The organism is Pseudaquabacterium terrae, assembly GCF_013266755.1.
Classification (GTDB): Bacteria; Pseudomonadota; Gammaproteobacteria; order Burkholderiales; family Burkholderiaceae_C; genus Pseudaquabacterium; species Pseudaquabacterium terrae.
Genome location: NZ_JABRWJ010000009.1, coordinates 56,184 through 73,895, shown reverse-complemented (window position 1 = coordinate 73,895; position 17,712 = coordinate 56,184). Strand labels below are relative to the sequence as shown.

20 protein-coding genes are annotated in these 17,712 nt (G+C 69.6%); 9 read left to right on the top strand and 11 right to left on the bottom strand.

The features are described from left to right. Positions 1-27: 27 nt before the first annotated feature. From HLB44_RS27030 to pcp, 5 genes are read left to right on the top strand one after another with little or no spacing between them, the layout of a single operon-like run. Complete coding sequence (locus HLB44_RS27030; RefSeq protein WP_173130245.1) at positions 28-1,338, top strand: TRAP transporter large permease; 1,311 nt, start codon at positions 28-30, stop codon at positions 1,336-1,338. A gap of 49 nt (positions 1,339-1,387) precedes the next feature. Next, a complete protein-coding gene (locus HLB44_RS27025) occupies positions 1,388-2,389 on the top strand; it encodes a TRAP transporter substrate-binding protein (RefSeq protein ID WP_173130243.1) in 1,002 nt (333 codons plus the stop codon). Between the two features lie 6 nt (positions 2,390-2,395). Further along, entirely contained in the window at positions 2,396-6,034 is a 3,639-nt protein-coding gene (locus tag HLB44_RS27020; protein ID WP_173130240.1) for a hydantoinase B/oxoprolinase family protein, read from the top strand. A 20-nt stretch (positions 6,035-6,054) separates the two neighbouring features. Beyond that, positions 6,055-6,624 (top strand): nuclear transport factor 2 family protein, encoded by a 570-nt coding sequence (locus tag HLB44_RS27015; RefSeq protein WP_246312496.1) that lies wholly within the window; start codon positions 6,055-6,057, stop codon positions 6,622-6,624. Between the two features lie 9 nt (positions 6,625-6,633). Further along, positions 6,634-7,281, top strand: a complete 648-nt coding sequence (gene pcp / locus HLB44_RS27010) for a pyroglutamyl-peptidase I (protein ID WP_173130238.1) — start codon at positions 6,634-6,636, stop codon at positions 7,279-7,281. On the opposite strand, the gene HLB44_RS27005 is transcribed toward pcp, so the two are convergent. Further along, positions 7,282-7,476 (bottom strand): anti-sigma factor family protein, encoded by a 195-nt coding sequence (locus HLB44_RS27005; protein ID WP_173130236.1) that lies wholly within the window; start codon positions 7,474-7,476, stop codon positions 7,282-7,284. Next, the gene (locus HLB44_RS27000; RefSeq protein WP_173130234.1) at positions 7,473-8,036 is read right to left on the bottom strand and encodes a sigma-70 family RNA polymerase sigma factor; all 564 of its coding nucleotides are present in this window, start codon (positions 8,034-8,036) and stop codon (positions 7,473-7,475) included. Before HLB44_RS27000 ends, HLB44_RS27005 begins: the two co-directional genes overlap by 4 nt. A 156-nt stretch (positions 8,037-8,192) precedes the next feature. Between HLB44_RS27000 and HLB44_RS26995 the strand changes: the two genes are divergently transcribed. Genes HLB44_RS26995 through HLB44_RS26980 form a run of 4 tightly spaced genes read left to right on the top strand, consistent with a single transcriptional unit; the run spans position 8,193 to position 10,669 of the window. Continuing rightward, positions 8,193-8,468 (top strand): BufA1 family periplasmic bufferin-type metallophore, encoded by a 276-nt coding sequence (locus HLB44_RS26995; protein WP_173130232.1) that lies wholly within the window; start codon positions 8,193-8,195, stop codon positions 8,466-8,468. A gap of 31 nt (positions 8,469-8,499) precedes the next feature. Then, positions 8,500-9,378, top strand: coding sequence for an MNIO family bufferin maturase (bufB, locus tag HLB44_RS26990; protein ID WP_173130229.1), 879 nt, complete (start codon positions 8,500-8,502; stop codon positions 9,376-9,378). Then, on the top strand, positions 9,375-10,196 hold the full coding sequence (locus tag HLB44_RS26985; protein ID WP_173130227.1) for an HvfC/BufC N-terminal domain-containing protein: 822 nt from the start codon (positions 9,375-9,377) through the stop codon (positions 10,194-10,196). Before bufB ends, HLB44_RS26985 begins: the two co-directional genes overlap by 4 nt. Next, on the top strand, positions 10,193-10,669 hold the full coding sequence (locus HLB44_RS26980; protein WP_217283820.1) for a DoxX family protein: 477 nt from the start codon (positions 10,193-10,195) through the stop codon (positions 10,667-10,669). The genes HLB44_RS26985 and HLB44_RS26980 overlap by 4 nt, the downstream gene beginning before the upstream one ends. Before the next feature lie 18 nt (positions 10,670-10,687). Here the strand turns inward: HLB44_RS26980 and tolA are convergent, their stop codons facing one another. The 9 genes from tolA to ribBA all read right to left on the bottom strand — a co-directional run bounded on the left by tolA (position 10,688) and on the right by ribBA (position 17,708). Beyond that, positions 10,688-11,479, bottom strand: coding sequence for a cell envelope integrity protein TolA (gene tolA, locus HLB44_RS26975; RefSeq protein WP_343051576.1), 792 nt, complete (start codon positions 11,477-11,479; stop codon positions 10,688-10,690). Between the two features lie 10 nt (positions 11,480-11,489). Then, positions 11,490-11,915 (bottom strand): biopolymer transporter ExbD, encoded by a 426-nt coding sequence (locus tag HLB44_RS26970; protein ID WP_173130225.1) that lies wholly within the window; start codon positions 11,913-11,915, stop codon positions 11,490-11,492. A gap of 19 nt (positions 11,916-11,934) precedes the next feature. After that, complete coding sequence (tolQ, locus tag HLB44_RS26965) at positions 11,935-12,618, bottom strand: protein TolQ (RefSeq protein ID WP_173130223.1); 684 nt, start codon at positions 12,616-12,618, stop codon at positions 11,935-11,937. Further along, positions 12,615-13,040: a tol-pal system-associated acyl-CoA thioesterase gene (gene ybgC / locus HLB44_RS26960; protein ID WP_173130221.1), complete on the bottom strand. Its 426-nt coding sequence runs from the start codon at positions 13,038-13,040 to the stop codon at positions 12,615-12,617. The genes tolQ and ybgC overlap by 4 nt, the downstream gene beginning before the upstream one ends. A gap of 122 nt (positions 13,041-13,162) precedes the next feature. After that, positions 13,163-14,344: a protein kinase domain-containing protein gene (locus HLB44_RS26955; protein WP_173130219.1), complete on the bottom strand. Its 1,182-nt coding sequence runs from the start codon at positions 14,342-14,344 to the stop codon at positions 13,163-13,165. Positions 14,345-14,452: 108 nt separating this feature from the next. Then, a complete protein-coding gene (locus HLB44_RS26950) occupies positions 14,453-15,631 on the bottom strand; it encodes a pyridoxal phosphate-dependent aminotransferase (protein WP_173130217.1) in 1,179 nt (392 codons plus the stop codon). 7 nt (positions 15,632-15,638) lie between these two features. After that, the gene (nusB, locus tag HLB44_RS26945) at positions 15,639-16,127 is read right to left on the bottom strand and encodes a transcription antitermination factor NusB (RefSeq protein WP_173130215.1); all 489 of its coding nucleotides are present in this window, start codon (positions 16,125-16,127) and stop codon (positions 15,639-15,641) included. Beyond that, the gene (gene ribH / locus HLB44_RS26940) at positions 16,124-16,588 is read right to left on the bottom strand and encodes a 6,7-dimethyl-8-ribityllumazine synthase (protein ID WP_173130211.1); all 465 of its coding nucleotides are present in this window, start codon (positions 16,586-16,588) and stop codon (positions 16,124-16,126) included. Before ribH ends, nusB begins: the two co-directional genes overlap by 4 nt. A gap of 25 nt (positions 16,589-16,613) precedes the next feature. Then, positions 16,614-17,708 (bottom strand): bifunctional 3,4-dihydroxy-2-butanone-4-phosphate synthase/GTP cyclohydrolase II, encoded by a 1,095-nt coding sequence (gene ribBA, locus HLB44_RS26935; RefSeq protein ID WP_173130208.1) that lies wholly within the window; start codon positions 17,706-17,708, stop codon positions 16,614-16,616. Positions 17,709-17,712: the final 4 nt, after the last annotated feature.

Below are 17,712 nucleotides of genomic sequence, written 5' to 3'. Positions count from 1 at the left end.
GCGCACTTCGCGCTAAGGATCTGAAGCATGGATACCCTGATGGTCGGCGGCGCGCTGCTGCTGTTGATGTTGATGCTGTTGTCCGGCGGCGTCTGGATCGCGATGACCCTGGCCATCTGCGGCTGGGTGGGCCAGGCCTTCTTCACGACGACCGAGCCGGGCAAGAACCTGTTTTCGGCGTTCTGGGAATCGAATGCCTCGTGGGAGCTGGCCGCGCTGCCGCTGTTCATCTGGATGGGCGAGATCCTCTTTCGCAGCAAGCTGAGCGAAGAGATGTTCGAAGGCCTGAGCCCGTGGCTGAACCGCATCCCCGGCCGGCTGATGCACACGACGATCCTCGGCTGCGGCATCTTCGGCTCGGTGTCGGGCTCGTCGGCGGCGACCTGCGCGACGATCTCGAAGGTCGCGCTGCCGGAGCTGCGCAAGCGCGGCTACAGCGAGAAGATGGCGCTCGGCTCGTTGGCCACCGCCGGCACGCTGGGCATCCTGATCCCGCCGTCGATCACGATGGTGGTCTACGCGGTGGCGGCCGATGCGTCGATCATCCGCGTCTTCCTCGCCGGCTTCCTGCCCGGCATCCTGCTGATGCTCTTGTTCTCCGGCTACATCGCCTGGTGGAGCCTGGCCAACAAGGACAAGATGCCGCCGCCCGAGCCGCCGACCACGCTGATGGAGAAGCTGCGCCGCTCGCGCAACCTGATCCCCACCGGCGCGCTGATCATCTTCATCATCTGGGTGCTGGTCGCCGGCTTCGCCACGGCCACCGAATGCGCGGCCTACGGCGTCGTCGGTGCGCTGGGCCTGGCGCTGTGGAGCCGCTCGCTGTCGTGGCAGAACTTCAAGGACAGCCTGTTCGGCGCCGCCCGCACCAGCTGCATGATCATGTTCATCCTCGCCGGCGCGGCCTTTCTGACCAAGACGATGGCCTTCACCGGCATCCCGCGTGAGCTGGCCGAGTGGGTGCATGCGATGCACCTGTCGCCCTACGCGCTGATCTCGGTGCTCGTCGTCGTCTACCTGGTGCTCGGCACCGCGCTCGACGGCATCTCGATGATCGTGCTGACCGCGGCCGTCGTGATGCCGATGGTGCAGAAGGCCGGCTTCGACCTGGTGTGGTTCGGCATCTTCGTGATCCTGCTGGTCGAGATCGCCGAGGTCACGCCGCCGGTCGGTTTCAACCTCTTCGTGCTGCAGAACATGACCGGGCGCGACAGCAACACGATCGCCAAGGCGGCGATCCCGTTCTTCGCCTGCCTGGTGGTGTGCATCGCGCTGATCACGCTGTTCCCGAGCATCGTGACGATCGTTCCCGACCTGGTGATGGGCAAGGAACGCTGAACGCACGCTGATTCCGGTCCGAATTCCCTAGCGCCCGAAGGAGATGTCGATGTCCGAGCAGCTCACTTCCTCCCGCCGCGATTGCCTGGCGCTGGCGCTGGCGGCCGCGGGGGCCACCTGGGGAATCCCGGCCCGGGCCGCAGACACCTGGCGCCTGGCCACCGGCTACCGCGCCGATTCGCTGCACGGGCAGAACCTGCGCCAGTTCGCCGACGAGCTGGCCCAGCTCAGCGCCGGTGCGCTGCGCATCGAGCTGCACACCGAGGGCAAACTGCTGCCGCTGCCGCAGATGCTGCCCGGGCTGATGAGCGGCAAGGCCGAGCTGGGCGAGGCGATCATGACCGGGCTGGTCAAGGACCTGCCGCTGGCCGGCGCCGACAGCGTGCCCTTCATCGTGCGCAGCTACGACGATGCACGGCGGTTGTGGCGCCACCAGCGGCCGTTGATCGAGGCAAACCTCGCCAGTCGCGGCCTGCGCGTGCTGATGGCGGTGCCGTGGCCGCCGCAGGGTCTGTTCTCGCAGCGCCCGATCAACGGCGCCACCGACTTGCGCGGCCTCAACATGCGCACCTACAACTCCACCACCGTGCGCATCGCCGAGTTGCTGCAGGCGAAGGCCGTCGACGTGCCGATGATCCAGGTCGGCCAGGCGCTCGCCGAAGGGCGCATCAACGCGATGATCACCTCGGCGGTCACGGGAGTCGAAAACCAGGTCTGGAGCGGCCTGAAGTTCTACTATCCGATCAACGCCTGGTTCCCGAAGAACCTGCTGATGGTGCGCAAGGAAGCCTTCGACAAGCTCGATGCCGGGCAGCAGCGCCTGCTGCTGCAGGCGGCAGTCAGCGCCGAGCAGCGCGGCTGGCGCCTGAGCGAACAGGCGGCGCGCGAATCGGTCGAGACCTTGCGCGGCAACGGCATGCGCATCGAGCCCGTCACCTCCGAGCTGTCGCAGGCGCTGCGCCGGCTCGGCGAGAAGTTGTCCCTCGAATGGGTCCGCTCGGTCGGACCCGAAGCGAACCAGATGTTCATCTCCTATTTCACTCAAGGCTGAGGATCCATGCACACCCCCACTCAACCGCGCTGGCAGTTCTGGATCGACCGCGGCGGCACCTTCACCGACATCGTCGCGCGTCGCCCCGACGGCAGCCTGGCGACGGCCAAGCTGCTGAGCGAGAACCCCGAGCAGTACCGCGATGCCGCGGTCGAGGGCATCCGCCGCCTGCTGGGGCTTCAGCGCGGCGAGCCGATCACGCCGGCGCTGGTCGAGTGCGTGAAGATGGGCACCACGGTGGCGACCAACGCGCTGCTCGAGCGCAAGGGCGACCGCACGCTGCTGGTCACCTCGCGCGGTTTCCGCGATGCGCTGCGCATCGCCTACCAGGCGCGGCCGCGCCTCTTCGACCGCCACATCGTGCTGCCCGAGCTGCTGTACGAGCAGGTCATCGAGGCCGACGAGCGGGTCGGCGCGCGCGGTGAGCTGGTGCAGCCGCTCGACGAGCCGGCGCTCAAGCGCTCGCTGCAGCAGGCCTATGCCAACGGTGTCCGCGCCTGCGCGATCGTCTTCATGCACGGCTACCGCTACACCGCGCACGAGCAGGCCGCGGCGCGGCTGGCGCGCGAGATCGGCTTCACGCAGGTCAGCGCGTCGCACGAGGTCAGCCCGCTGATGAAGCTGGTGTCGCGCGGCGACACCGCGGTCGTCGATGCCTACCTGTCGCCGATCCTGCGCCGCTATGTCGAGCAGGTGGAAGGGCAGATGCCGGGGGTGCGTCTCTTTTTCATGCAGAGCTCGGGCGGCCTGACGGAAGCGCACCGCTTCCAGGGCAAGGATGCGATCCTCTCCGGCCCCGCCGGCGGCATCGTCGGCATGGTGCGCACGGCGCAGGCGGCCGGCCACGACAAGGTGATCGGCTTCGACATGGGCGGCACGTCGACCGACGTGTCGCACTTCGCCGGTGCCTTCGAGCGCGCGTTCGAGACGCAGGTGGCGGGCGTGCGCATGCGCGCGCCGATGATGAGCATCCACACGGTGGCTGCCGGCGGCGGCTCGATCATCAGCTTCGACGGCGCCCGGCTGCGCGTCGGCCCCGAGTCGGCCGGCGCCAATCCCGGCCCGGCCTGCTACCGCCGCGGCGGCCCGTTGGCGGTGACCGATGCCAACGTGATGCTCGGCAAGATCCAGCCGGCGCATTTCCCGAAGGTCTTCGGACCCGCGGCCGACCAGTCGCTCGACCGCGATGCGGTGGTCGCCGGTTTCACGCAGCTGGCGCAGCGCATGACCGCCGTCACCGGCAAGCCGACGACGCCGGAGGCGGTCGCTGCCGGCGCGCTGCAGATCGCGGTGGCCAGCATGGCCAATGCGATCAAGCGCATCTCGGTCGCCCGCGGCTACGACGTCACCGGCTACACGCTGCAGTGCTTCGGCGGCGCCGGTGGCCAGCATGCCTGCCTGGTGGCCGATGCGCTGGGCATGCAGCGCGTGCTGGTGCACCCGCTGGCGGGAGTGCTGTCGGCCTACGGCATGGGCCTGGCCGACCAGATCGCGATGCGCGAATCGTCGCTCGAGCAGCCGCTCGATTCCGGCGGGCTGCAGGTGGCGCGCGACAAGCTGGCCGAGCTCGGCGCATCGGCGGCCGGCGAAGTCGCCGCGCAGGGCGTGCCGGTCGACCGCATCGCGCGGCGCGAACGCCTGCACCTGCGCTACGAAGGCACCGACACCGCGCTCGAAGTGGCCTTCGGCGACGCGCGCAGCGCGCAGGCCGAGTTCGAGGCCGCGTATCGCCAGCGCTTCGCCTTCCTGATGCCCGATCGAGCGTTGATCATCGAGGCGGTGTCGGTCGAGGCCGTCGGCGCCGGCGAGGGGCTGGTGGAACCCGTGCCGGACGCCTTCAGCGTCTCGCAGCGGCCGGCCGCGCTGGCGGCAGTGCGCATGTACGCCGCGGCCGACGACGGCTCCGGCGATGCCTGGCGCGAGGCCGCCCTGCATGTGCGCGAAGAGCTGCCCGCCGGCGCGATGATCGACGGCCCGGCGGTGATCGCCGAGCGCAACGCGACGACCGTTGTCGAGCCCGGCTGGCAGGCGCGCCTGGGCGACGACGGCTCGCTGACGCTGGAGCGCATCCGCGCGCGTTTCACCGCGCATGCGATCGGCACCGAGGCCGATCCGGTGATGCTCGAGGTTTTCAACAACCTGTTCATGAACATCGCCGAGCAGATGGGCCTGCGGCTGCAGAACACGGCTCACTCGGTGAACATCAAGGAGCGCCTGGACTTCTCGTGCGCGCTGTTCGATGCCGAAGGCCAGCTGATCGCCAATGCGCCGCACATGCCGGTGCACCTGGGTTCGATGAGCGAATCGATCAAGACAGTGATCCAGCGCAACCCGACGATGCACCAGGGCGACGTCTACGTGCTGAACGACCCGTACCACGGCGGCACCCACCTGCCCGACGTCACGGTGGTCACGCCGGTGTACTTGGAGACTGCGGACAAGCAGCCCAGCTTCTACGTCGCCAGCCGCGGCCACCATGCCGACATCGGCGGCATCACGCCGGGCTCGGTGCCGCCGTTCTCGCGCACGATCGAAGAGGAGGGCGTGCTGTTCGACAACTTCCTGCTGGTGCGTGACGGGCATCTGCGCAATGAAGAACTGCGCGCGCAGCTCGCCAGCGGAAACTGGCCGGCGCGCAACCCCGACCAGACGATTGCCGACCTGCGCGCACAGATCGCCGCCAACGAGAAGGGCGTGCAGGAGCTGCGCGCGATGGTCACGCAATTCGGCCGTGAGACGGTCGCTGCGTACATGCGCCACGTGCAGGATAACGCCGAGGAATCGGTGCGCCGCGTGATCACCGCGCTGAACGACGGCTCGTTCGAGCTGCCGCTGGACAACGGCGCGCAGATCGTCGTGCGCGTGTCGGTCGACGCGCAGCAGCGCAGCGCCACGATCGACTTCAGCGGCACCAGCGAGCAGCTGCCGAACAATTTCAACGCGCCCAAGGCGGTGACGATGGCCGCGGTGCTGTACGTCTTCCGCACGCTGGTCGACGACGACATTCCGTTGAACGCCGGGTGTCTCAAGCCGCTGCACGTCATCGTGCCCGAGGGGTGCATGCTCAATCCGCGCTCGCCGGCGGCGGTGGTCGCGGGCAACGTCGAGACCTCGTCGTGCGTGACGAATGCGCTCTACGGCGCGCTCGGCGTGATGGCCGCGAGCCAGTGCACGATGAACAACTTCACCTTCGGCGACGACGAGCACCAGTACTACGAGACCATCTCCGGCGGCTCCGGTGCCGGCCCCGGCTTCGACGGCACGGCGGTGGTGCAGACGCACATGACCAACTCGCGGCTGACCGATCCCGAGGTGCTCGAGTTCCGCTACCCGGTGCGGCTGGAGAGCTACGAGATCCGCCGCGGCTCGGGCGGCGCGGGGCGCTGGCGCGGCGGCGACGGCGGCGTGCGCCGCATCCGCTTCCTGCAGCCGATGACCGCATCGATCCTGTCCAATGGCCGCAGCCGCGGCGCCTTCGGGCTCGACGGCGGTTCGGCCGGCGCACCGGGCGTCAACCGCATCGAGCGCATCGACGGCCGGCGCGAAGGCTTGAGCCACATCGGCTCGGTGCAGATGGCCGCCGGCGACGTCTTCGTCATCGAGACCCCGGGCGGCGGCGGCTTCGGCCCGGCGACCGGCGGCTGACGCAGCGTCCGATGTCCAGCATGCCCGGAACCACCGCACGGCCTGTCGACACGATGCCGACGGCTGCCGATTCAATCACCTGTTATCTGCACGGCAAGGACCACAACCGACCGCACCTGCTGAGCCAGGCCTTCACCGCCGACGCGCGGCTGCAGATGCAGGTGCAGACGGCGGCGATTCATTTCCCGGCACTGACCGCCGGCCGCGCGGCGATCGCCGAGCTGCTGGTCACGAGCTTCAACCAGCGCTACGAGAACGTCTACACCTTCTGCTTAGGCGTTCCGCCGCCGGCGGTGTCGGCCTCGTGGCGCTGCGACTGGATGGTGGTGATGTCGGAGAAGGGCTCGGGCATCAACCGCGTCGGCTGCGGCCGCTACGACTGGCGCTTCGCGCCGGACTCAGGCCTGGTGCAGTCGCTGCACATCACGATCGAGCAGATGCAGCTGCTGCCGCCGGAGGTCTTGCCCGCGCTGATCGGCTGGGTCACGAAGCTGCCCTATCCTTGGTGTCCGCCCGAGCGGCTGCTGCGGCAGGCGCCGGACCTGCCGGCGCTGCAGCCGGTGCTGCAGCGCCTCGGCGGCTTCGGCTGAACCCATGCCATGAACGACCAAGTCCTGATCACCGGTTTCGAGCCCTTCGGCGGCGACGTGGTGAACCCGTCGTGGGAAGTCGCGCGCACGCTCGATGGCCGGCGCATCGCTGGCCGCCGGATCGTCGCGCGGCGCCTGCCGTGTGCCTTCCGCACCGCGCTGCCGCTGCTGTTCGACGCGCTCGACGGCTTGAAGCCGCGCTGCGTGATCGCGCTCGGCCTGGCCGGCAGCCGCTCGGCGGTGTCGATCGAGCGGGTGGCGATCAACATCGTCGACGCGCGCATCCCGGACAACCTGGGCGCGCAGCCGGTCGACGAGCCGGTGCAGGCCGAGGCGCCGGCGGCATTCTTCTCGAGCCTGCCCATCAAGGCGATCAGCGCCGGCCTGCGCGAAGCCGGGCTGCCGGCCGAGGTGTCGCAGAGCGCCGGCACCTTCGTCTGCAACCAGGTCTTCTTCGGCCTGATGCAGCATCTGCAGGCGACGCCCGGCATCCGCGGCGGCTTCATCCACCTGCCGCCGCTGCCTGAGCAGGCGGCACGCCACCCCGGCGCGCGGCCGTTGTCGCTGGTGCAGCAGGTGCAGGCGATCGAGCTGGCGGTGGCGATCACGCTGACGCGTGCGACCGATCTGCGATTGGCCGCCGGAACGATCGACTGATCAGCCTTCGTCGCGGTAGCTGCGCCAGCGATCCATCGCCCGGCGCATCGTGCGCGCCTGTTCGCGAAAGCGCGTGCAGGCCTCGCAGGCGCGCCAGTGGAACTGCAGCGCGATCTTCTCGACGGCGCTGAGCGAGCGGTCCTCCGATTCGAGGACCAGCCGGGTCACTTCCTTGCAGGTGCGGCGCAGTTTCATCGTGTGTCGGGCCGGCGGTCGAACCAGCGTAGTTGCAGGCAATCCCGCAGCCGCAGTCGGGCGCGGTGCAGCAAGACCCACAGGTTCGTCGACGTGATCTGCAGTTCCTTACAAATCTCGTCGGTCTCCAGCTCGAGCCACTCGCGCATCATGAAGACGCGCCCCTGCGTCGGCGGCAGCAGCTCGATGCAGGCCTCCATCACGATCAGGAACTGGCGCTGGCCGCAGTGCTGCTCGGGGTCGCCCCAGTCGGCGGGCTTGTCGCGCCAGTGGCCGGTCTCGTCGAACAGCGCCTCGTCGATGTCCTCGCCGTCGTCGTTGCTGAGGATCGTCGCCTCGCGCGTGTGGCGGCGCAGCTGGTCGACCACCTTGTGCTTGAGCACTCCTATCAGCCAGGTCTTCAGCTGCGACTGGCCGGCGAAGGACTGCGGCTTCTCCAGCGCCGCCAGCAGCGTCTCGGACACCGCGTCCTCGGCCCAGGCGTCGTTGCGCAACTGGCTGCGCGCGAAACGCAACAGCTGCGGCCGCAGCGTTTCGACCTGGCGCGCGAAATCGGTCACGAAGGGTTTCGGAGGGATTGAAACGACCGGCAGTGTAAGGAATTCTCCGGGGCAGCCGACAGACGTCCGTCACCCGCTGCTGCCTTGCAGACGAGGTGAACGGAACGCAAGGCTGATCCGTTGTTGTCTGTTCTCTCATCCCACTGGAGTCATTTCATGAACCAACGTCTGATCCTCTCTTCCGCGCTGGCTTCGGCACTCGCGCTCGGTCTCGTCGGCCAGGTGTCGGCGCAGGCCAAGGAAAAGGAGAAGTGCTTCGGCATCGCCAAGGCGGGCCAGAACGATTGCGCGAACCTGTCCGGCTCGCATTCCTGCGCCGGCCAGTCGAAGGCCGACATGGCCGCCGACGAGTGGAAGTACGTCGCCAAGGGCACCTGCAAGGACATGAAGGGCTTGTCCGAAGCGGAAGCCAAGGCCAAGGCCAAGAAGTAATCGCCACGACCTCACGCGAAGCGGTTCTCCGATGAGCAGCCCCGAACTCCACGCCGGCATCGGCTGGCGCCAGCCGCACTACGCCGAGCTGATGCAGCGCCGGCCGGCGCTGGCGTTCATCGAGGTGCATTCGGAGAACTTCTTCGCCGAGGGCGGCGCCGCGCTGGCCGTGCTGGAAGAAGGCCGCGCGGCCTATCCGGTCAGCCTGCACGGCGTCGGCCTGGCCCTCGGCTCGGCCGCCGGGCTCGATCCGTGGCACCTCGACCGGCTGGCACAACTCGTCGAGCGCATCGATCCGGTGCGCGTCAGCGATCACGCCAGCTTCGCCCGCGCGCCGCTGGCTCCGGCCAAGCCGGTTCTGCATGCCAACGACCTGCTGCCGATCGCCTTCACGCCGGCGTCGCTGGCCATCATGGCGGCCAACGTGCAGCGCGTGCAGGATCGGCTGAAGCGGCCGCTGCTGGTCGAGAACCTGAGCGCCTACCTGCGCTGGGCCGACGACAGCCTGGCCGAGGCCGATTTCTTCAACCGGCTGGCACGCCGCACCGGCTGCGGCCTGCTGCTGGACATCAACAACCTGGTCGTCAATGCGCTGAACGCCGGCGTGCCGGCGCTGCGCACGACCTGCGATTTCATCGATGCGCTGGATCCGTCCGCGGTCGGCGAGATCCACCTGGCCGGCCACGCCGACCTGGGCGACATCGTCATCGACGACCACGGCAGCCGCGTCGCCGCGCCGGTCTGGCAGGCCTATCGCCATGCGATCGAACGGCTCGGTGCCGTGCCGACGCTGATCGAATGGGACACCGACCTGCCGCCGCTGGACGTGCTGCTCGACGAGGCGGCGATCGCGCAGCGCATCGTCGACGAGGCGGTGTGCTGCCGCGCGGAAGAGGCGGTGGTCGCATGAGCTGCACCGACGCGCGCGAGCGCGAAGCGCTGCGCCAGCAACTGCTGCTGCGCTCGCTGTGGCGCGAGGCCCCCGAGGGTGCGCTGCGCGGCTGGCTGCGCGAGACGCCGGCACGCGAGCAGCGTTCGCTGGCGGCCTACCGCAGCAACGGCGAGGCCGTGGCCGGGCGCGCGCTGGCCACGGCATTCCCGACCGTCGAGCAGCTCGTCGGCGAAGCGAGCTTCGTGGCGCTGGCCGCGGCCTTCTGGCGCGCGCAGCCGCCCACCTGCGGTGATATGGCAGCCTATGGCGCGGCCTTGCCCGGCTTCATCGCCGCCGATCCGCAGCTGGCCGACGTGCCGTATCTGGCCGACGCCGCGCGGCTGGATTGGGCGGTGCACCGCGCCGAAGCCGCCGCCGACGTGCACCAGCCGCCCGAAGGCCTGCCACGGCTGGGCACCGATGCGCCCGAGGCGCTGGCGATGGTGCTGCGGCCGAGTGTGCTGCTGGTGTCCTCGCGCTGGCCGGTGGCCGCGATCTGGCACGCGCACCGCAGCAGCGAGGCCGACCGTTTCAGCCGCGTGCGCGCGGCGCTGGAGGCCGGCACCGGCGAGCACGCGCTGGTCTGGCGCGAAGGCTGGCGCCCGCGTGTGCTGGCGCTGGCGGATGCCGACGCCGCCTTCACCACCGCGCTGCTCGCGGCGCGGCCGCTGGCACTGGCGCTCGACGCCGCCGGCGCCGAATTTCAGTTCGAACCCTGGCTGCTGCAGGCGCTGCAGCACGGCTGGCTGGCAGCGGTGCTGCCGTGCCTGGAATTTTCCGGAGAAGAGGAACGATGAACGGGACTTCCACCCTGCGCGCGCTGGCGGTGCCAGCGATGCGCATCACCCACCTGCTCGAGGCCCTGCAGCCGCTGGCGCTGCTGGCCGCGCGCCTGTACGTCGCGAAGGTGTTCTTCTATTCCGGGCTGACCAAGCTGCGCGACTGGGACACCACGCTCGCGCTGTTCATGGACGAGTACCACGTGCCGCTGCTGTCGCCGATGCTGGCCGCGATGCTCGGCACCGCCGCCGAGCTGGTCTTGCCGCTGCTGCTGGCGCTGGGCATCGCGACCCGCTTCGGCGCGCTGGGGCTGTTCGTCGTCAATGCGGTTGCGGTGATCGCGCTGCCCGAGATCACCGACGCTGCGCTGCAGCAGCACATGTTCTGGGGCAGCCTGCTGATCGGGCTGCTGCTGTGGGGGCCGGGGCGCTGGTCAGTGGACCATTGGCTGCTGCGGCGCTGGATCGCCGGCGGGGATATCCGGAGTTAGCAGGCCGGGGTCTTCGCGCTACTCCTGCCGCGCGAACTTCAGCAGCATCGGGGAGGGCACACGCCCGTCGATGTCGCGCGGGAAGACCTCGGTGCGGTCGATCGCCCGCAGCACGGTCTCGTCCCACAGCGGGTTGCCGCTGGGCGTGACGATGCGGCGGCCGACGATGCGGCCGTCGGGCGCGCAGCGCACCTCGACCTCGGCGATCGGGTTGCCGAGGATCTCGGCCGTCAGCAGGATGTTGGGCTTGACGCGCGCCTTGATGCGGCCGCCGTAGTCCTTCGACGGTGCGGCGTCGCGCTGGGCGGTGCCGGTGGAGGTCGGCGCGCCCGGGCCGGTGGCGCCTGCCAGGTCGCGCAGGCGCGCCAGCTGCTGCTCGCGCATCTTGGCGGCCAGCTCGGTGCGCTTCTTTTCTTCCTTGAGCTTCTCTTCCTTCAGCTTGTCCTGCTTGAGCTTTTCCTCGAGCTCTTCCTGCTTGCGCTTCTTGTCGCGCTCGGCCTTCTCGATCGCGATCTGCGCGTCGCGCTGCTGCTGTTCGATGCGCGGGTCGGGCTGGGGCTTCTCGACCGGTTTGGGCGTCGGCTGCGGCGGCGGCTCGACCGGCTTCGGTGCGGCGATCTCGGGCACCGCGGCCCACAGCTCGGCTGCGACGATCGTCTCGGTCGGGCTGCTGCTGCGCCAGTTGACGCCGACCGCCAGCATCGCCACCAGCGCGGCATGCGCGATCAGCGCCATCATCGCGCCGACGCCGAAGCCGCCCGGCTGCTCGGGCTTCCAGATGTCGCGCGGACCGAGGACGGCCGAGGTCACGAGAGAAGCCTCAATTGCCCTGCCGCACCGCCAGCCCGACGCGCGCGATCTGGCTCTTCTGCAGCCGGTCCATCGCCTGCACGACCTGCTCGTACTTGACGTTCTTGTCGGCCGAGATCACCACCGGAACCTGCGCATTGCCGGCCTGCAGCTGCTTCACTTTCTCGCCGAGCTGCTTCATCGTCGTCGGCGTCGGTTCACCGCCGTCGACGCGCAGGCGGATGCGCTCGTCGGTGCCGACGATGACCTCGATCACCTTGTCCGGCTTCTGCGCCGCCTTGCCCACCGAGGGCAGCTCGACCAGGCCGCTGGGGATCAGCGGCGCGGAGACCATGAAGATGATCAGCAGCACCAGCATCACGTCGATGAAGGGCACCATGTTGATCTCGCTGACCGCGCGGCGGCGGTGCGAACCTCGGGACGCGACGGCGGGCATCTAACGCTCCTTGTGCGCGTCAGTGCGGCTGCTGAGGCGCGCCGGCATTGCGCTGCAGGATGTTCGAGAACTCTTCCATGAAGGTCTCGAGCTGGATCGCGATGCGGTCGATGTCGCGCGCGATGCGGTTGTAGGCGACGACCGCCGGGATGGCGGCAAAGAGGCCGATCGCGGTGGCCACCAGCGCTTCGGCGATGCCGGGGGCGACGGTGGCCAGCGTCACCTGCTGCACGTTCGCCAGCCCGACGAAGGCATGCATGATCCCCCACACCGTGCCGAACAGCCCGACGTAGGGGCTGACCGAGCCGACCGAGGCCAGGAAGCCGACGCTGCCCTCCATCATGTCGAGCTCGCGCTGCAGGCTCGCGCGCATCGCGCGGCGCGCGCCGTCGAGCTGCGAGGCGGCCTCGAGCCGGCGCTCGCGCAGCTTCAGGAACTCGCGCATGCCGGAGGCGAACAGGCGCTCCATCGGCGCCGTCTTCGGCTTGGTGCCGGCGGCGTTGTACAGATCGTTCAGGTTCTTGCCGGACCAGAACTCGCGCTCGAAGTCCTCGTTGTTGCCGCGCAGGCGGCGCAAGCCGAAGACCTTCGAGAAGATCACCGTCCAGCTGGCCAGCGAGGTCACCATCAGCCCGGCGATCACCAGCTGCACGACCAGGCTGGCCTGCAGCACGAGGTTGACGATGGAAAGATCCTGATTCATTGGAACAAGGTGGTGATCGCGGAAGGAATGCGGCAGGGGCGAAAGGTTCCGGCGTCGACGCAGCCGATGCGGATTTCACCTTCGCACAGCAGCTCGTCGCCGCGCCAGGCCTGCTGCGCCAGGCGCATCGACGCCGGCCGGAACTCATCGACGATGACGGTGATCGCGAGCTGGTCGTCGAGCCGGGCCGGCTGCTTGTAGCGCAGCGCCGTGTCGGTGACGACGAAGATCGCGCCGCTCGTCTCGCGCAAGGCCTGCTGCTGGACGCCGAGCGAGCGCAGCCACTCGGTGCGCGCGCGTTCGAAGAATTTCAGGTAGTTGGCGTAGAACACCACGCCGCCGGCGTCGGTGTCTTCCCAGTACACGCGCACGGTGTAGCGGAACGGCTGCTGGCGGGTGGGCAGGGGGACGGGCGCGGACATCGGCCCGGGCGATGATAGCCGAGGGCTCTTCGGCTGCAGGGCCTCAGTCGGCGCTGGGCCGCTCCCGAGCCGACTGAGCGCCCCTTGGGGGCCGCGAACGAAGTGAGCTGGGGGCTGACATCTCAGGGCGATGCGCCCGGCCACAGCAGCGCCGCGGTCGCGGCGAGGATCAAGAGCGCAGCCATCGCCGCCAGGGCGACGCCGCGGCGCCGGCGGGTGGCTCGCCGAATGGAGGTCGCCGCGGGCGAGGCTGCCTTGGCCTTGGCCGCGACGGCGGCCGCGTGCGCGCTGGCCGTCGCCTGCGCCTGCGCCGCGGCCTGGGCCTGCCAGCGCCGGATGGCCATCGACATCTCGCGTGCCGACGGGTAACGCTGTGCCGGGTCGAGCGCCATCGCGCGGCTGGCGATCTCCGACAGCTCGACCGGCAGTCCGGGCACCAGCGCATGCGCCGGCACCGGGTTGCCCTCGAGCACGGCCTGCGTGATGGAAGTCAGCGAGGTGCCGCCGAAGGCCTTGCGGCCGGTCAGCAGCTCGTACAGCACGACGCCGAGCGAATAGACATCGCAGCGCTCGTCGACCGGGCCGCCGCGGATCTGCTCCGGCGCCAGGTAGTGCGGCGTGCCGGTGATCAGGCCTTCGAGCATCGGCGCGCCGGGCTGGTGGGCGATGCGGGCGATGCCGAAGTCGAGCACCTTGGGCTTGCGCTGGTCGACCATCAGGATGTTGGCCGGCTTGATGTCGCAGTGGATCACGCCCTTGGCGTGCGCATAGGTCAGCGCATCGGCGACGCGGCGCACCAGCTTCGCGGTGCGGTAGACGTCGGGGCGCCAGCCTTCGGCGAGCAGCGCGCGCAGGTCCTGGCCCGGCAGCTGCTCCATCGCGATGTAGACGCCGCGCTCGGACAGCCCGGCGTCGAAGACCGTGACGATGTTCGGATGCGACAGGCCGGCGACCGCGCGGGCCTCGTTGAGGATCATCGCGTTCAGCGTCTCGCGCATCGTGCCGACCGCGCCGAGCTCCAGCGTCTTGATCGCCAGGTTGCGCGACAGGATCGGATCCCAGGCGGTGTAGACGCGCGACAGCCCGCCTTCGCCGAGCCGCTGCTTCAGCGCATAGCGCCCGACATGGCCGATCGTCGGCTCGCCCTGGTTGGGCTCGGGCATCAGGTCCAGCGGCACCGGCGCCGAATCGTCGGCGAAGGTGGCCGGTGGCCACTCGTCCGGCGCCAGCGGCGGCGGATTCGGATCGATTTGCGTCGGCGCGAAGGCCGGCATGTCGCGGGCGGAGGGGCGGCTTGGCTTCACCGGGCGCAGCTTAAAGGGCGCTGCGGGGAGACCGTGATTCCAAATGCGTGGGCTTGTGCCGGATGTTTACCGGTTGTCACCCCTGCACGCCCGCACGGCGTGCAAATGTCACAGCACGCGTGTCAGCCGTTGCAAAGCCTCGTCCAGTTGCTCCATCGAATTGGCGAACGACAGGCGCAGCCAGCGGCGCGGCTCGGCGCGGCCGAAATCGCGGCCCGGCGTCAGCGCGACGTGCGCACTCTTCATCAGCTCGAAGCAGAACGCCCAGCTGTCGGCATGGTGCGCGCTGCAGTCGGCGTAGGCGTAGAACGCGCCGTCGGGCAGTACCGGCACGCTCAGGCCGAGCCGGTTCAGCGCCGGCACGACGTGGTCGCGGCGGCGGCGGAACTCGGCGCGCCGGCGCTCGTATTCGGCGATCGACTCGGGTTCGAAGCAGGCCAGCGCCGCATGCTGGGCGATCGTCGACGCACAGATATAGAGGTTCTGCGCCAGCCGCTCGACCGGCGCCACCAGCGCCTCCGGCAGCACCAGCCAGCCCAGGCGCCAGCCGGTCATGTTGAAGTACTTGCTGAAGCTGTTGACCGAGACCACGTGCTCGCCGAGCTGCAGCGCGCTGTGGCCGTAGGTCTCGTCGTAGCTCAGGCCGAGGTAGATTTCGTCGACGATCGTTACCCCATCGCGCGCGCGCACGACGGCATCGATGCGCCGCATCTCGTCGGGATGGATCGAGGTGCCGGTCGGGTTCGACGGCGAGGCCAGCAGCACGCCGCGCGTCGCCGGGCTCCAGGCGGCCTCGACAGCCGCGGCGTCGAGCTGGAAGCGGTGTTCCGCGCTCGCCGGCAGCAGCCGCGCCACGGCTTCGGCGGCGGCGACGAAATGGCGGTTGCACGGGTAGCTCGGGTCCGGCATCAGCACTTCGTCGCCGGCCTCGAACAGCGCCAGGCAGGCCAGCTGCAGCGCGGCCGACGCACCGGCGGTGATGACGATGCGGCGGGCCGGGATGTCCAGCCCGAAGCGCGTGGCGTACCACTGCGACAGCCGCTCGCGCAGTTCCGGCAGCCCTGTGGCCTGCGTGTACTGCGAGCGGCCGTCGCGGATCGCGCGCTCGGCGGCTTCTCGTACCAGCGGCGGCGCGGTGAAGTCGGGCTCGCCGATGTTCAGGAAGATCATCGGCTCGCCGCCCTGGCGCGGGTCGCACTCGGCGCTGGCGGCGATCTCGAACGCTGCCTTCGCGCACTCCATGACGTAGAAGGGCTCGATGTGGTCGAGCCGGCGCGCGGTTTTCATCGGCGCTTCAGCCGGCAGCGCGCTTGGCGGCCACTTCCACCGGTCGCAGATCGCCGGCCGTCTTGTCGAGCACGCCGTTGACGTATTTGTGGCCATCGGTGCCGCCGAAGGCCTTGGCCAGCTCGACCGCCTCGTTGATCGCGACGCGGTACGGAATGTCGATGCAGTGCTTCAGCTCGTAGGCGCCGATCAGCAGCACGCCGTGCTCGACCGGCGACAGCTCCGTGGTCTTGCGGTCGACGTGGCGGGCCAGCACCGCGTCGAGGTCGACGGCTTCGGCGATGCAGCCCTGCAGCAGCGCATCGAAGTGCACGCGGTCGGCCTTGTCGAAGCCTTCCTGCTCGCGCATGTGGGCCTCGATCGTCGTGACTTCGGCGCCGCCGACCAGCCATTCGTACAGGCCTTGCAGAGCCAGCTCACGCGAGCGGCGGCGCGCCGATTTCGGCCGCGGCGGCTTGGCCGCTGCCTTCGCGGCCGTTTTCGGAGCGTCGCTCATTCCAGCTCGTCCATCAGATTGGCCATCTCGACCGCGACGCGCGCCGCATCGCGACCCTTGTCCTCGGCGCGGGCCCAGGCCTGGGCCTCGTTCTCGACCGTCAGGATCGCGTTGGCGATCGGCAGCTGGTGGTCGAGCGAGACGCGGGTGACGCCGGCGCCGCTCTCGTTGGCGACCAGCTCGAAGTGGTAGGTCTCGCCGCGGATGATGCAGCCGAGCGCGATCAAGGCGTCGTAGTCCTCGCTGTCGGCCATCGCCTTCAGCGCTACCGGGATCTCGAGCGCGCCGGGCACCGTGACGTGGGTGATCAGCTTGGGCTCGATGCCCAGCGTCTTCAGCTCGGCGAGGCAGGCTTCGGCGAGCTTGGCCGTCAGCTCGGCGTTGAAGCGCGCCTGCACGATGCCGATCGCGAGACCGTCACCGTCGAGGTTGGCTGCGCGGCCCTGGTTGGCGTTTTGCATTCAGTCCTTCGTTGTTCTTCAGTGGCTAGGCGGTGACGAAGCCGGTGACTTCGAGGCCGTAGCCGACCATGCTGGGCATGCGGCGCGGGCTGCCGAGCAGTTTCATGCGGCCGACGCCCAGGTCGCGCAGGATCTGCGCGCCGACGCCGTAGGTGCGCAGGTCGAGCTGGCCGCTGCGCGCCGCAGGGACACCGGCGCCGTCGCCGAGCAGTTGCGGCAGCAGCGTCTTCACATCGTGCCCGCAGTTCAGCAGCACCGCGACGCCGCGCTGCGCCTCCTGGATCGCGGCCAGCGCCTTCGGCAGCGGCCAAGAGTGCGAGCAAGCGCCCACGTCGAGCAGATCGAGCGCGGTGAAGGGCTCGTGCACGCGCACCGGCACCTCGTCGGTCGCCGTCCATTGCCCGTGGCGCAGCGCCAGGTGCAGGCCGCCCGAGCGGTCGCGGTAGGCGGTGCAGTGGAAGCTGCCCTGCGCGGTCTGCAGAACGCGCTCGCCGGCGCGCTCGATCAGCGTCTCGTTGTGGCTGCGGAAGGCGATCAGGTCGGCGATGGTGCCGATCTTCAGGCCGTGCTCGGCAGCGAAGACCTCGAGGTCCGGCAGCCGGGCCATCGTGCCGTCGTCGTTCATGATTTCGCAGATCACCGCGGCCGGCGTCAGCCCGGCCATCGAGGCCAGGTCGCAGCCGGCCTCGGTGTGGCCGGCGCGCATCAGCACGCCGCCGTCCTGCGCCTGCAGCGGGAAGATGTGGCCGGGCTGCACCAGGTCGCTGGCCTTGGCCTCGCGGCCGACGGCGGCCTGCACGGTGCGCGCGCGGTCGGCGGCTGAGATGCCGGTCGTCACGCCCTCGGCCGCTTCGATCGAGACGGTGAAGGCGGTGCCGTGCACGGTGCCGTTGCGGGTGGCCATCGGCGGCAGGCGCAGGCGTTCGCAGCGTTCGCGCGTCAGCGTCAGGCAGATCAAGCCGCGGCCATGCTTGGCCATGAAATTGATCGCCGCCGGGCTGACATGGTCGGCCGCCAGCACCAGGTCGCCTTCGTTCTCGCGGTCCTCCTCGTCGACGAGGATCACCATGCGGCCGGCGGCGAGCTCGGTGACGAGCTCGGGAATCGGGGAAATCGGCATCCCC